Genomic DNA, 14601 nt, shown 5'->3' with positions numbered 1-14601 from the left:
GTCAACCGTTTACATGCGGGCATTCCTGTTAAACCCAGGCCTCCTGGTCCAGGCTTCGCAGTTGGATCGCTTCGGCCACATGTTGCAGTTGGATGGGGCCACCTCCGGCCAGATCGGCGATTGTCCGGCTTACTTTAAGTATCCGGTCATGCCCACGGGCAGAAAAATTCAGCCTTTCCATGGCTGCACTCAATAGTTTCCTTCCGTCGGTATCGAGCGCACAGACTTCTTTTAGTAGTTTGGTTCCAATCTGGGCATTGCAATAAATATTCTGATGCGTCTTATAACGAACGGCTTGTATTTCCCGCGCAGCAATGACCCGGCGTCTTATCATGGCAGAGGGTTCTGCTTCCCGGGAGGCAGACAATTGTGCATAGGGAACTGGAATGACTTCCACATGAAGATCGATCCTGTCCATCAAAGGCCCGGATATCTTCTGCAGATATTTCCGGACCGCCTGTGGTGGACAAATACATTCTTTGCCGGGATGATTGGCATATCCGCATGGACAGGGGTTCATGGATGCCAGCAGTAAAAAACCTGCGGGAAAATCAACGGAGATGCCTGCCCTGCTGATGGTGACCTTCCGGTCCTCCATGGGTTGCCGCATTACTTCCAACACCGATTTTTTGAATTCAGGGAGTTCGTCCAGAAATAATACGCCATTATGGGCAAGGGATATTTCTCCCGGCTGTGGGATCTTTCCTCCTCCTGCCAGCGCAGTGGGTGTGATCGTATGATGAGGATTTCGAAAAGGGCGTTGCAGGATCAAAGGAGAACTTCCGGCCAGTTTGCCTGCGACGCTATGCACCTTTGTTGTTTCCAACGCTTCAGACAGACTCAGCGGTGGGAGGATTCCCGGCAATCTTTTAGCCAGCATGGTCTTGCCGGCGCCGGGTGGACCGATGAGAAGGACATTATGACTCCCTGCTGCGGCAATTTCTAAAGCCCTTTTGATGCCTTCCTGTCCCTTCACTTCACTGAAGTCAGGTTCCTGCCCCCCTGCGGACGAGGTAAAAGTTGCCCAGGAAGGAAGATGCGGTTCCTGCACCGGATTTTTTTCCCGTTCTTTTTCCTTCCGGGAAGAAGGGTACTTTTGTTCCGGAGAAGGCATTGTCTGAAAATGGGCTATTGCTTCCCGGATATGACTAACGGCAATGACCCGAAGACCACTTACCAAAGAGGCTTCCCTTGCATTTTGATGGGAAACGATCAACCCTTTAAAATTTTCCTTCCTGGCCTGGATAGCTATAGGAAGTGTTCCTCTAATGGGCATAATATTTCCATCCAACCCCAATTCGCCCATGATCACATATTCTTTGAGCCGGTCCGGGTCTGGAATTTGTTCGGTGGCGCCTAAAACGCCTAAGGCAATCGGAAGATCAAAGGCAGATCCGGATTTCTTTATGTCGGCAGGAGCGAGATTGACGACCAGTTTGGTCCTTGGCATAAAATAACCATTGCTGCGTATGGCACTCTCCACCCTTTGTATACTTTCTTTTACGGCACTATCCGCCAGACCAACTACAAAAGTATGCAGCCCGCTGGTCACATTGATCTCGATGGTGATCGTGATCGCCTCCACACCATATACCGCACTGCCAAACGTTTTTACCAACATACCTATCCGGATTAATTATTCTCTCTATTCTCCCAAAAATGGGGGGCTAATGTAGAGAATAATTAAATACGGACCAGTTAAAGGGGATAAGTTTTCGGATTAACGCGTTCCCTCATGTCCCGCAGGTATCCCTTCCCCGCCGGTGTTGGGATGGAAGGTTTTCCAGGAATGCCAGAATTCCTGGTAAGCCTGGAGGCGGGGCAGGCTTTGGCCGGTCAGGGTGCCGGCTATACATTTTCCATCCGGCTGCCAGGTACTTTGGGTGTTTACATCTTTTAAAACGTGCGTGATACTGTCATATTGGAACCGGAGGGAATCTGGATGGGTCAGTACATAAAAAGTACGGTTATTAGGTTGGATAGTGAGTAATAAAGGGATGTTGCCGATCGAATCCCGGATAACTCTTTCTTTCACCAGACGGTTCCAGTCGTAGGCTTTGCTCTGCTGGACGCGGGCTCCTTTTTCTATTCCTGCCTGCTTTACATCCAGGCTAACACCGATCACCCAGGATTTGAATTTCCAGGAACCGCTGTCCCTTTTTTCCAGGCTTCCACTAATGGTGCCTTCATCATAGCCTTTCAGGCTATCGTATTTAGCCCTGAAATTGGGGTCGGGTTGCAGGGTGAGGCTGCCGGGATGGAGCGCGGTCCAATCTCCCAACTGCATTTGTGCGGAAGGGATCTCTTCCAGGCGGGTTCCTTTTAACGGCCCGGTAATGGCTATGCCTGTGGCCTGTTGCCACCAGCTCTTCGTGGCGGCATCTTCGAACATGGCATTAAAGTGATCCATGCCAACTAACCGGAATTGTTCATATTTGCCGTTGACAAAAGGGCTGAAAACCCTTCCTGTTCTGCAAACTGTACAATAGGTCACCAGGATTGGCTGGCCGCCGACAGTGTCTTTTACCTGGTGATGATAACCAATGACTTCTACCGGATAGGCTTTTGCTTCTCCGTGGATCGATACTCCCAAAATTAATTTTGTTGCAGCCGTCGTATCGGCAGCTCCGGTTGCAAACGATTTTTCCTTTGGCTGGTAAAACATTTTATCTGCCAGGAAACGGAAATTGAAAAAGTAAAAAACGATACCGTAGAATAAGATAATAACCGAAAGCCCGGCCTTCTGCCAGGATTTTCCTTTCCGGAAATAATAGAACAGGGGGGGAAGGACCAGGATCAGGCAAAAAAGTCTCATCCGCCAGATATTGTTGTTCAGAAAATAGGCGAAAGAGACGCTATCGCCATGCTGAGAGCCAGGGAAAGGCATGATATAATAAACACGAAGGATCTCAAGGGCAATCAGAAAGAGTAACCCGGTAATTAAAAGAAAGGACCTCATGGAAGAAGAATTGGTTTATTGGTGTTTATTCCTGTTCAATTTACAATTTTTCCAACATCTCCACCACTTTCTCCCTTTTCAAAATAAGATAACCCAGACGGTCATTGCTGATCCCGTCTTTCAGCTGGTAACTGAATTCCAACTGATCGTCTTTTACAGCCGTCTCGAAATATTTAAACGATATATTCGGGTATTGCCTGAGCTCTTCTCCGATTTCGTACAGATGGGTGGAAAGGATGAAGACCGAGTTACGGATCCGGATCAATCCTTTTATGACCGTGGTAGAGCATTTCATGGCATCCTGGACATTGGTGCCTTTAAATAATTCATCGATCAGGACGAGCCATTTTTGGTTGCCGGTTATTTTGGTCAGCGTATCCCGGATGCGTTGAACCTCGTTAAAGAAATAACTTTCTCCTTTGGAAATATTGTCCATTACGTTGATATTACTAAGGATACCATCGAAAAGACGGAGATGCATTTCTTTTGCAGGAACACCCATACCCAGATGTGCAAGAAATACCGCTACGCCGACCGACCGGATAAAGGTGCTTTTACCTGCCATATTCGCACCGGTGAGAAAAAGAAAATTGCCGGCTTTGTCCAGCACTACATCATAAGAGACAGGGTTCGGCAATAAAATATGATATAAGGCACGTACATCCAAATAAGGGCCGTTATGGTCTTGAGGGGCATTTCGGTCCTGGTGGTCCTGATGGGCATGAGGAGCTTGAGCCTCCTTTGGCTCATTTGGTGACCTTTCCATAAATTGGGGGAAACATAATTGGTAGTACCTGGTGGCCATAGCCATGGAATACCAGGCGTCCAACTGGTTGTAGAAACCGATCAGTTCAAGGGCCGAATTTTTAAACCGGTTGCGAATATAATGACCATAATGTACTACCTCCGAAGGACTCCATTTCTTTTTTCCTTCCTGTTCGATAAGGGACCGGACGATGGCATGATCTAAATGACGGGCGATCCTTTCGAGAAGGGTTTTCAGCATCCGGGGGCAGTCTGGCGTATTCAGCAGCGTTACCAGCCGGTTCATGCCTCCCAGGAAATCGGCAAAATGACCGACGGAGTAGCGTATCAGGGAATAATCAGGTCCATGAAATAATTTGAAAAAAGCAGGATAGGGAAAGCCCTGTTGATTGGGGATCTCATCGAGTGCCGTTTCATAAAATCTCTCTACGACCATCACTGTTCCGTTAGAGATGGAAAGGGGCCATTCCTCCGCCCGTTCCAAAATAATGGACAGGATTTTTTGCGTTTCCCTGATTGGCCGCAGGTCGCTGAAGGGTTGATGGAATAGTTGTATTAATTGGTCTTTTCCGCCCCGGGTGCGGGTAAAATCAAGTTTATGGAAAATCGAATATTCTTCCTCCTGGTTGAAAAGGGATAGGTCTGCGTACGTTGTTTGGTCGATCTCGAGTCCCCCCGACCCCCTGAAGGGGGAGTTAAGTAGCCTGTTGTTTTCTTCGTTGGGTTCACTCATTCTATTACATTATTTAAGGGTCTCTATTCCCCTTTAAAGGGTTAGGGGGTCAAAACTCAGCCTCTTGCCCCACTGAGATTCATCGAAGTCTCCATTTCCATAAACTAAATGGCCATTTACGAAAGTATGGGTGACAGATGCGGGGAATTGAAATCCTTCGAGGGGACTCCATCCGCATTTGTAAAGGATATTTTCTTTAGTTACCGTAGAGGAGCTGTTCATATCCACGATCACCAGGTCAGCGAAGTATCCTTCCCGGATAAAACCTCTTTCTTCGATCCGGAAACAGGTGGCAACGGCATGGCTCATTTTTTCAACTACACGTTCCAGCGTGATCCTGCCTTCTTTAACATAATACAGCATCAGGGGTAGAGCATGCTGGATTAGCGGCAGCCCTGCATGCGCTTTTTCGTATGGCCCTTCTTTTTCTGCTATGGTGTGCGGAGCGTGATCGGTTGCGATCAGATCCAGCCGGTCATCCAGCAAAGCCTTCCATAAAGCTTCCCGGTTATGCGGCGCCTTAATGGCGGGATTACATTTGATCCGGTTGCCCAGCCGGTCATAATCATCACTGGTGAAATGCAGGTGATGCACACAAACTTCGGCTGTAATTCTTTTTTCCTCCAGCGGCAGGAAATTACTGAATAACTGCATCTCCCGTTCCGTAGTCAGATGAAATATATGCAGCCGGCTGCCATATTTTTTGGCGAATTGTATAGCGGTCAGGGAAGATTCAAAACAGGCTTCTTCATCCCGGATCACCGGATGGTCGGCAGCGATAAGCTCCCTGTTTTCGGCCTTTAGCCGCTCCAGGTTGCGCCGGATGATCTTTTCATCCTCGCAATGGGTGGCGATCAGGACTTCGCTTTCCCGGAATAATTTATCGAGAGTAAGATGGTTATCCACCAGGAGGTTCCCTGTGGAAGCACCCATAAAGATCTTTAAGCCGCAGATATCCTTTTTCCGGTCATTGGTACGCAGTGCTTCGTCCGCGTTATCGTTCGAAGTTCCCATGTAGAAGGAATAATTAGCCAGGGAACTGCGGGCACCGATGGCATATTTCTCTTCCAGCAGGTCCTGGGTAAAAGCCGGGGGTAAGGTGTTCGGCATCTCCATAAACGAAGTGACGCCACCTGCTATTCCCGCCCGGGCTTCCGTGTAAATGGTAGCCTTATGTGTTAGGCCGGGCTCACGGAAATGGACCTGGTCGTCGATTACACCGGGCAATAAATATTTGCCCTCTCCGTTGATCTCCGTGACGGTATAACCAGGCTTAATTCCTGAGGCGATTTTTTCAATCCGGCCGTCTTTGATCAACAAATCTGTAGAAACGATCTTACCTTCGTTAACAATGGAAATATTTTTAATCAGATAGTTTTTCATAACTTCAAATTGGATCCACTATTTTATTAAGCACCAAGGATGTGTATTAACCACTAACATGACGCAATTTATAAAAACCGTTCTAAGGCAAAAAAATTGGGTGAGGCATTTGAAAAATTTATTGTTGCCCGCTTCCTTCGTCATTCCTCTTATTTTAATCATTTTTGTTTCCTTTCTGTTGCCCGGTGACGTTTCTGCCCAATCCACCTTTCTGCCCCAGGGATCGAAATTCGATCATTTTCTGGACAGAATGGAGATTTTGCAGCAAACTGACCCCGATCTCAATATTGCAACGGCCATGCCGCTTAGTCGCAGAACCGCTGTCCGGCTAGCCGAATTGGCTGATTCCCTTCATAAATTTTACCCTTACGATGAGCTTTATCACCTGACTAAGGTGGATCTGGCTAACCTGAACTCACTTTTAATGAACAACAGCGAGTGGGTCAGCGGGAGTAAGGACAGTTTTCAGAGCAAAAAACCCTGGTTCAATACTTTTTATAAAACTAAGGCCAATTTTTATGAAGTGAACGAAAAGGATTTTTTTCTGGCCATAAATCCGGCTATCCAGCAGGTCCAGTCTTATGAGACCGGCAACAAGGCCCGGGTTTTCCTGAATTCCAAAGGACTTACCCTGCGGGGATTGATTGCCGGTAAACTGGGTTTTTCCGCCTATCTTACCGATAACCAGGAAAGAGGGCCGGGATTCGTAATGGACCGAATTGCTCAATTCGATGCAGTTCCGGGAGCCGGATATTACAAGGATTTTAAAAAGACCGGTGTTGATTATTTCGATAACAGGGCTTCCATTTATTTTAATGCCTGGAAATATTTTGATTTTCAATTCGGGTATGATAAGAATTTCATCGGTAACGGGTATCGCAGTTTGTTCCTCAGCGATTTTAGCGCCCCCTATCTATTCCTGAAGTTCAATACGCGGATATGGAAACTGAATTACCAGAATATTTTTATGGAATTGGTCAGTCAGCATCATGTGGGCGACTACCAGTATCCAAAAAAATATGCCGTCGTTCACCATTTGAGTGTAAATGCTGCAAAATGGCTTAACGTGGGACTCTACGAAAATGTAGTTTTCAGCAGGGCCGATCATTTTGATTTTTCTTATCTCAACCCCGTTATATTCCTGATATCTGCCCAGCAACAGAACGGAAGCCCGGATAAGACCACGGTAGGCCTGGATTTTAAGGCCAATATCGGCCATGCGATACAACTTTACGGTCAATTGCTCATAAACGAATTTGTGCTGCATGAAGTCCTCCATTATTCGAACGGGTGGTGGGGCAATAAACAGGGATTGCAATTAGGGGCGAAATATATCAATGCTTTTAACGTCAAGAACCTCGATCTTCAGTTCGAAACGAACATCGTTCGTCCCTTCACCTATTCGCATAATGACACCGTTTCCAATTATTCCCATTATAACCAACCCCTGGCGCACCCGCTAGGCGCAAACTTCGGCGAATTCATCGCCATCGCCCATTATCAGCCTTCCTATAAATGGAACCTGGAAGGAAAGATCATTTATTACAGACAGGGCCTTGATTCGTCAGGAGTGAATTTCGGATCGAATATTTTTGAAAGTTATCTCACCAGGCCCCGGGACTATGGATTCAATCTGGCTTCAGGTACCGCTGCTAATTGTTTGAATGTGTCCGCTTATGTTTCCTATCAATGGAAGGAAAATTTATTCCTGGAATTATCGGCTATGTACCGGAGATATTCCGTCAACGATCCCACGAATACTTATACTTCTTCCAACTCCACCTTGCTTTCAGCAGGGGTTAGGATCAATATGTTCAGGAGACAATATGATTATTAACCCCCCGACCCCCTGAAGGGGGAGTTGGGTAGCACCCAAAGGTTATTGCCAAATGTATTTTATACGGGTATCTGAAAGGAATTTGAAATGAGAACTACTTGCATAATTAACTACAGGTTACCCAACTCCCCCTTCAGGGGGTTGGGGGGTGGGTGTTAGCCCTCGAATATCAGCGAGAATACAATCATCCTGGATTTAAGCTTGTCGATCACATTGGAATATTGCAGATTGGGGTCGCGGCTATGGATGTTCATGATCCCATTGCTGATCTTTAATTCGGGAGCCAGAATAAATACAGGAAAATAGAACTGGAATCCGACGCCCGCCTCGATGCTAAAATCGTAGGGGGTGAGTTTGACCAGGTTTTCGGCTTTGCGGGCCGTAGCATTGGAGGCCAGGTCATACCGGTAATTAGCTCCTCCCAACATGTAGACCCGGAAATTGTTGATCCGGTCGGAAAGGAATTTAACCTGCAAAGGGAAGCCCAATAGAAGGGATTCAACACGTTTGGTGGCCATTTGCTGTTCTCCGGGAGGAGGATAGTTAATATGGTAAGACAAAGTCTTATATGAATACATGAATTCCGGGAAAGCCAGTCTCAGTTCAAAATGTTCGCTGAGCCGAAAGGTGAACATTCCGGAAACCCCAAACCCACCCGTATTTAATGGATTGACATACAATACAGAATCGCTTTGAAGGAAATTCGGGTGCGCGCTGACCTGGAAATGGGAATTATTATAAAGAAAGCCTATGCCCAGATAGTACTTTTTGGTATCGTGGTCCGGAAGGTTGAGGTAGTCCCTCAATTGTGCCGATACTCCTTGGGCAGTTAACAGGGAACTGCAAAGAGCCAGTGCAAAAAAGACGGATTTTCTTTTCTTCGACAGAAATCGGTTGAAATTCATAAATGATTTAAAATCAATAATTTAATCCTTTTATTCGATCGGAATGCCAGCCGCAACGAATAAAATTTCTCTGGTCTTTGAGTCGAAAACTGTTTAGGTCTTCGCGTTTACAGGTGTTTAAACTACAGATAGAGGGTATAAATCGTCAATAGGCATGATTTGGGATGTCAAAATAACGGTAAAAAGGGTAATTAATTGCGGGGTATTATTCTTATAACAGATTTTTGTCTTTTCCAGGTGAAAATTAACAGCTAATTCGTTGATTTTTAATTTGCTGCCTTTTCTCCGGTGTAGACCGTGCATATACACATGCTAAGGCTTTTCAGGCTGGTTCGGATATATCCGTTTTTGTCAAGGATCTGTACGAAATCCTCTCCTTCCGGGAAGGCCCTGACCGAATCATTCAGGTATTGATAAGCTTCCCGGTTGCTGGATACCACAGCGCTGATCCCGGGAGCGATCACCCGGAGATAAAGATCATAGAACTTGCGGAAAATGCCCATTTTGGGTTGGGAAAACTCCAGAACCACCAACCGGCCCCCGGGTCGCAATACCCGTAAGATCTCCCGTAAACCTTTTTCCAGGTTTTCGAAATTGCGTACTCCAAAGGCAACAGTAACCGCATCGAAACTATGGTCCGGGAACTGGATGGCTTCGCTGTCCCCGGTCATTAATTCCACCTGGTCTTCCAACTTAAGTTTGGCGATCTTCTGGCGTCCCATTTCCAGCATCCCGGTAGATATATCGATGCCGGTGACCCTGACATCCGGCAGATGGCGGGTCATCATGATGGCCATGTCTGCAGTTCCTGTCGCGACATCCAGAACCTTCAAGGGATTTAGCAGCTTAAGTTCCCGGATAGCCCGTTTGCGCCAATAGATATCTATACCGCCGGAAAGAAAACGGTTCAGAAAATCGTACCGAAAGGCGATCCGATCGAACATCTGGGCAATCTGTTGTTTTTTGCCCAAACCGGAATCTTTAAAAGGGACGATCGAATCATGAGAATATTTTGCCATAACGCCGGCAAAGATACTACAACAAAAAGAAAAGCTCCCGTAAGGAGCCTTTCTTTCAAACGGATCTGTAAAAATTCAGCCGAATTAGGAAGAACTAATCTGGAAGAACCTATCCGAAAGAATTTATCCGGAGGTGTATAGCATTAAAGATTATTGATCCCACCAGAGATGATCTGTCAGGGTTACCGAAGGAATGTTCTTTGAATTACGGGTAACTGCGATATCGGGATAATTCATCCGGCGGATAAAGCTGCTTAGCTGAGCCCCGACCGGCAAACCGAAATTCGTGTATCCATAATCGAAACGACGTAAATCGTCCCAGGTCACCGGACTTAGGAAACAAGCGATGTATTTTTCTTTCATGATCAGGGAAAGGGTAATATTTACCGAACCTACTGCTACTGCCGGGTCACTGGTATAACGGATCCTTCCTGTATCGGATACGCCCATCTTTTGCATATGGGCGTTTATGCCTGCCAGGTAGGCCGAATAGGCATCCGGCTTATTGCCATTTCTGAAAAGCGCCTCTGCCTGCAGGAACAAAGCTTCCGCATAAGTTGCGATTTGCAGCGGTGAAGAAGGGGATGAATACCAGTTGTCCTGATTCAGATAACATTCGTCATTATTGGTTCCCGTCCCGATACGTCCTTTTCCGTTAATGGTGCCCCTGTAATCGCCATATCTTGTAGTATCCGTGATCAGGGGCAGCCTTGGATCAAAAACACCGAACGTAGCGCCATTGGAAGCATTGACGAAATGAGTGGAAAGCCATCCTCCCAGATTCAACCCGGCGTTTTCTATAGCAACGGAATCCCAGGGGTTAGGATTTATATTAATGACAAAGGCGGTTACCTGCGCATCATCACCATTTCCGGTATAGGCGGAAGCCAGTTCGGTCAATACTTTTCCGGCATCATAAGTCGCTGTTTTGGAAACCTGGTTGAGGAGACGGGCCTTTAGCAGATGAGCCGTTTTGATCCAGGCGCCGATTACTCCCGCATGAATAAAGTCACTGGTGGCGGCATTGGACAATTCATCTTTTGCATCGGGTTGCTGTAAGGCCGATATGCCCTGATCTAAAAGAACCAGACAGGTGTCATAAATGGCTTTTTGATCGTCATAAACCGGCGTGGGGTTTTTTACACCTAAAAATGCCTGCGAATACGGAATATTGCCCCAAAGATTGGAAGCCATATTCAGGTGAAGGGCCATCAGGATATCCGCTACTCCAATATAGGCATTCAGGCTTTTGGCGGCGCCAAATTGTTTCATGTCATAAATACTGGTCATCACATTGTAAACAGCCGCCCAGGCATCGCTCGAATTGACCTGGTCATAGGTATCTGTTGAACTGCCGGGATTGGGAGAAGCCAGGTATTGGGAATAATAGGAAGTATAATCGCTCACATAAAATACATTCCAGGCCGTATAATAAGTGGCATTGGCCAGCAAACCTGCCAGGGGAGGTGTTTCTGCGGCATTCGGATTATGATTGATATCCAGGTATTTTTTGCAGCCGCCGGAAAAAAGGACCGTTGCTGTCAAAAGGACGAGTGGAAAGATTATTTTTTTCATCAGTATTTTTTTAAGTTTTTTGCTTTTCTAAGATCAGTTTTTCTACAAACCTACATTCAGGGTGAACCAATAACTACGCATGGCCGGATAGCTGAAACCGGCAAAACCATTGGCATTGCTGCCGGACGGGGTAGAGCTGGATTCAGGATCGAATCCTTTGTATTTGGTAGAAAGCAATAGATTATTTCCTGTGAAAGCCAGGCTCAGTTGTTGAATAAATGAATGGCCTAAGAGATGTTGAGGCAAGTGGTAGGTCAGTGTCGTGGAACGCAATCGTATCCACGAAGCATCCTCGATGAAATTTTCCGATATACCCCTGTAAACGGCTCGGTAATAACCTGCCGAACCATAATTTACACCATCCGGTCCTATACCTTGCCCCAGCCAGACGGCTTTGGTATTGGGTGTGCCATCGGCCAATACGCCTTTAAAGACCATAGTTTGATCCCTGTTGAGGGTTATAGCTGACTCCCCGAATGCGGCCAGGAAATTACTGAACTGATCGAATTTTTTCAGGCCCTGTCTTGTATCGACAAGCAAGAACAGGTTCCAGTTTTTATAGGTGAAAGAATTCGAAACGCTGCCGATCCATTTAGGAAAGGCATTGCCCAGGATCTTTTGATTGGAGGAAGGAGTCAGGATAGGAAATCCTTTACTATTGATCAGCGCGGGTTTGCTCTTGTCCGTATACAAAGGGTCCTTATCATCTCCGTAACGGGTAATGGGAGTCCCGAAAAGATCGCCAACGGAATTGCCCGGTATATATTTCTGGGTGACAGAAGAGTTGGAATATCCGCTCTGCGTTCCGGCGATGATCTCCGTCAAACCAGGATAAATAGACAGGATCTTGTTGCGGTTGGCTGAAAAATTGAAAGCGATATCCCATGTAAAATCTTTGTTTTTTACGGGAGTTCCCTTCAGGCTCATTTCGATCCCATGATTTTGAATCTCGCCAGCATTCAAATAGATGGAGTTGAAACCGGAAGAGGGTTCTGTATAAATGGGAATGATCTGGTCCTTACTATTCGAAGTATACCAGGTGAAATTAAAACCGATCCTGTCCTTAAATATGTTGAGGTCCACACCCAATTCCAGGGTACGTGTTTTTTCAGGCTTCAATCCGGGAATACCTGCCGTTGGATTCCGCCCCCATCCGATCACGCCGCCAATGGGCTGCGGGAAGGTCGGGGAAAAAACGACATTGGTATTATAAGGAAGCGCGTCCTTACCGATACCGGCGAGCGAAGCACGGAACTTGCCATAACTCAGCCAATGAGGGAGCTGGAGATGCTGGGAAAAAATATAACTCAGACTTCCGGAAGGATAGAAGAAATGATTGTTGCCCGCTTCAAGAGTGGAAGTCCAGTCATTCCGTCCCGTCAGACTGAGGTAAAGATAATTTTTATAACCGAGGGACAGGTCTCCATATATACCCATGATCCGGTAATGCTCGCTATACTGATCCAGTTTTACCGATTTGGCATTTTTGAGATTGTATAAATTATAGACATCCAGATTGTCGCCTTCTGCGCTGATATTATTTTTTTCCCTGTCGAGGATATCGTTGCCCAGTCTTAAGGTAGTCTGGAAGTCATTGCCCCAGGTATGATCGAAGGTCAGCGCCAGATTGGAATTCAACTGACGGTAGTTAAGCTGGTATTCATGAACGAAACCAAAATTGTTATCCGAAGCCTGAATCTCGCCGGGGATACCTTCCAGGCCAGGTGCGGTGGCGGCCCGCGCATCTCCATAATGGTCCATGCCTAACATATACGTGGCCGTCATCCATTTTAAAGGCGTATAGGTGAAGTTAATGTTGCCTATGATATGATCCACTTTGGATTCGAATTTATTGGTAGCCGCATAATAAACCGGGTTGCCATTCCCGTATGTTTTCAGGGTGCCGTCGGGTTTCTTATAATCCATGACATCATAACGGGGAGCCCAATAAATCAGTTCCTCATTATAACGGTCGGCATCATAAAAATTGCCATCCGTATTGGAATAATACAACGTGCTTCCCATCTTAAACTGGTCGCTGAATTTTAACTGACCATTGATACGGGCAGTGATATCCTGATACCAGGTAAATGGGATCATCCCATTTTGTTTGGAGTAGGAAAGGGAGGAAGAGTAGGTCGCTTTATCCGTCCCTCCGGAAAAACTAAGGGCTTCCCTATACTGATGCCCGGTCTGAAAAGCTCTTTTCCAGTTATTGTATAATTGTGCAGGATGGTTCGGGTCGATTGTCCGGGCCTGTTCGACAGTTGGTCCCCAGGTCGGCCAGAAACTAGTCGTATCATAATCTGCCAGGGTGCCACCGAAACCCATCGTATATTTTGACTGGATATCCGGGATCTTATTGACCACATCCGTGCTAAAGCTGGATGTCAGATGGACCTGCAATTTTCCGGCACGCCCGGATTTTGTAGTGACAACGATAACGCCGTTGGCACCCCGGAGACCATATAATGCTGTGGCTGCACCGCCGCGAAGGATATTGACGGACTCGATATCTTCCGGATTGATATCACTCATCCGGTTGGGCATCTGGGACCCCCGGTTTCCGGTCGTTCCGGTAGTGGAGGTGGTGTTGTCTACCGGCATTCCGTCAATGACAAATAAAGGTTGATTGTCCTTGGTCGGATCCAGGGAATTGATCCCCCGGATCAGGATGCTGGCACCCTGCCCCGGACCTCCGCCTGTGCTGGAAATGGTCACGCCCGCCACTTTGCCCTGCAAGGCATTGAGGAGGTTGGGCTGCTGGGATTGGGCCAACTGGTCTGCGGAAACCTGTTGGGAGGCATAACCCAGGGTCTTCAGCTCTCTTTTGATCCCTAATGCCGTGACCACTACCTGGTTAAGGGATTGATCACCTGGTATCAGGGTAATGGTAAGGGATGTCTGTCCGGTAAGGGTAAACACCTGGGTGGTATAGCCGACATAGCTCACCTGGACAGACCTGATGGTTTTAGTCACCGAAAGGGAAAAATCTCCGTTGGCATTGCTGACCGTGGCCTTGCCTCTCCTTGCCGCAATGGTGGCGCCGGCAACGGGTTTGCCGTCTTCAGTCAATACATGTCCGGTAATGATGATTTGCTGAGCGAGGCAGGGGAATACCATCCACGCCTGGGCCAAAAGGAACAATAACATTGCTCTTCTCATAGCTGTAGTTTTGAAGTTAAAAATTCTCCTTTAAGGAGGTTTCCTTACAGAGCTAGGTTTTAGGAGGTTACTTACAGAGCCAGGGAGGTCAGTTGGAGCTTGGTTACATCTAATTTATTGAAAATCAGAATTAGTCAGGCTACCACTAATCACTATTTTATGCATTATGATTGAAGTATATGTGTCTCGGTGTAATTTTGAATCCCGGTATGATTTGGGATACCCTTGAAATTATGCGGTATCTTGTGCGTTTTGGCGGG

General features: G+C 46.8%; 9 protein-coding genes. 1 reads left to right on the top strand and 8 read right to left on the bottom strand.

Annotated features, from left to right (window positions below; genetic code table 11):
* Nucleotides 1-28: 28 nt before the first annotated feature.
* The 4 genes from ACX0G9_RS11260 to ACX0G9_RS11245 all read right to left on the bottom strand — a co-directional run bounded on the left by ACX0G9_RS11260 (nt 29) and on the right by ACX0G9_RS11245 (nt 5840).
* Entirely contained in the window at nt 29-1621 is a 1593-nt protein-coding gene (locus ACX0G9_RS11260) for a YifB family Mg chelatase-like AAA ATPase (protein WP_459065000.1), read from the bottom strand.
* 99 nt (nt 1622-1720) lie between these two features.
* Nucleotides 1721-2959 (bottom strand): DUF3179 domain-containing (seleno)protein, encoded by a 1239-nt coding sequence (locus ACX0G9_RS11255; RefSeq protein WP_459064999.1) that lies wholly within the window; start codon nt 2957-2959, stop codon nt 1721-1723.
* Between the two features lie 40 nt (nt 2960-2999).
* A complete protein-coding gene (locus ACX0G9_RS11250; protein ID WP_459064998.1) occupies nt 3000-4457 on the bottom strand; it encodes a MutS-related protein in 1458 nt (485 codons plus the stop codon).
* 33 nt (nt 4458-4490) lie between these two features.
* A complete protein-coding gene (locus ACX0G9_RS11245; RefSeq protein ID WP_459064997.1) occupies nt 4491-5840 on the bottom strand; it encodes a dihydroorotase in 1350 nt (449 codons plus the stop codon).
* A 109-nt stretch (nt 5841-5949) separates the two neighbouring features.
* On the opposite strand from ACX0G9_RS11245, the gene ACX0G9_RS11240 reads away from it, so the two are divergent.
* On the top strand, nt 5950-7677 hold the full coding sequence (locus ACX0G9_RS11240) for a hypothetical protein (RefSeq protein ID WP_459064996.1): 1728 nt from the start codon (nt 5950-5952) through the stop codon (nt 7675-7677).
* A 155-nt stretch (nt 7678-7832) separates the two neighbouring features.
* Here the strand turns inward: ACX0G9_RS11240 and porT are convergent, their stop codons facing one another.
* From porT to ACX0G9_RS11220, 4 genes are all read right to left on the bottom strand, one after another.
* Nucleotides 7833-8582, bottom strand: coding sequence for a type IX secretion/gliding motility protein PorT/SprT (porT, locus tag ACX0G9_RS11235; RefSeq protein WP_459064995.1), 750 nt, complete (start codon nt 8580-8582; stop codon nt 7833-7835).
* Between the two features lie 266 nt (nt 8583-8848).
* Nucleotides 8849-9601, bottom strand: coding sequence for a bifunctional demethylmenaquinone methyltransferase/2-methoxy-6-polyprenyl-1,4-benzoquinol methylase UbiE (gene ubiE, locus ACX0G9_RS11230; RefSeq protein WP_459064994.1), 753 nt, complete (start codon nt 9599-9601; stop codon nt 8849-8851).
* A 150-nt stretch (nt 9602-9751) separates the two neighbouring features.
* Entirely contained in the window at nt 9752-11176 is a 1425-nt protein-coding gene (locus tag ACX0G9_RS11225) for a SusD/RagB family nutrient-binding outer membrane lipoprotein (RefSeq protein WP_459064993.1), read from the bottom strand.
* Between the two features lie 42 nt (nt 11177-11218).
* Nucleotides 11219-14341 (bottom strand): SusC/RagA family TonB-linked outer membrane protein, encoded by a 3123-nt coding sequence (locus ACX0G9_RS11220; protein WP_459064992.1) that lies wholly within the window; start codon nt 14339-14341, stop codon nt 11219-11221.
* Nucleotides 14342-14601: the final 260 nt, after the last annotated feature.

Source organism: Flavitalea flava (assembly GCF_054461575.1).
This window is presented reverse-complemented; position numbering and strand designations above follow the sequence as displayed.